The organism is Cupriavidus sp. WS (assembly GCF_000395345.1).
Taxonomy (GTDB): Bacteria; Pseudomonadota; Gammaproteobacteria; order Burkholderiales; family Burkholderiaceae; genus Cupriavidus; species Cupriavidus basilensis_B.
This window is the reverse complement of sequence record NZ_AQPL01000720.1, coordinates 1-1,035: the sequence shown is the minus strand read 5'-3', so window position 1 is coordinate 1,035 and position 1,035 is coordinate 1. Positions and strand designations below refer to the sequence as shown.

The window sequence follows — 1,035 nt, the reverse complement described above, 5'->3', positions numbered from 1 at the left end:
CAATCCCTTGCCGCCCCGGATCGCCCCCCAGCCCGACGTGCGCAACTCGAAGCCATCCCCCCGCTTTTTCTTCTGATGATCAACGAGATACCCCAGGTTGAGCTGGGTCTTGCCATACTCGGTGGAGAGCTTGATCCCCTCCTGCCCCTCCCAGTCCTCAAACCGCAGCTTGTTGTTGCTCTGCGTGCGAATCACGTTGCGCGACAGCCAGCGATCCTGATTGGTGATCAGGTCAGGGTGCTGGCTGGTGTGCTGCACGCTGGCGATGTACGGCTTGTTCGGGTTGCCGTCTCGGAACGCCACGTCCACATAGGTGCCGTCGATCAGAGGAAAGTGAAAGCCCGTCTGCTGCGCCCCGGCGAACGGCTTGGCCAGGCGCAGCGGCACGCTCTCGCCGCCATTGGGCCAGGCGTCAAAGTCGAAATCGAAGCGGACGATGTAATGACCATCCTGGGTCAGGTAGGCATACTTGTACTGGCCCGGCGAGGTGATGCGGGCGCTGAGCGTGCCGGGGATGCGCGGCCAGTTGGCTTCGTCCATCGGCAGCCGGAAGCGCCGGTCCGAGGGAATGGCCTTGTAGGTGTTGCGGTAGGCGGCATCACGCGCGCCGGTGTGGACGACCTCGGTGACCACCTGCCCGTTGGGCGCGTCGGGCAACGCCAGGTCCAGTCGCAGGATGCGCGCCGGGCGCAGCGCCAGCACGTTGCTCTCACCCGTGTAGACCAATTGGCCGGCGAACTCGGCCTCGTGGCGCAACTGCGCTTCCCACTTGGCGTCGTCGAAGTCCAGGTGATGCGTGCCATACACGTAGGACTGACCGTAGGTGGTCCTTTCCTTCGCGACATCGGCCTCTCCGGCAGGGCGTTCCCATGCCTTGTCGGGATTGAAGTCCGCGACCCGGAATGATTCGGGAATGGTCCGCGCATGGGTCCTGAGCGAGAACACCGTTTCCTGGCCTGATTCCAGTCCCGCCGTCTCGCGATAGGGCACTCGCAGCTCCGGCTGGTAGAGGTAGTGGTCGATGTCGTCGCCGAA

1 protein-coding gene is annotated in these 1,035 nt (G+C 64.1%); it reads right to left on the bottom strand.

Annotated elements, in window-relative coordinates; genetic code table 11:
• A partial coding sequence (locus K206_RS0136830) for a type VI secretion system Vgr family protein (protein ID WP_020207187.1) occupies positions 1–1,035 on the bottom strand: 1,035 nt, incomplete at both ends.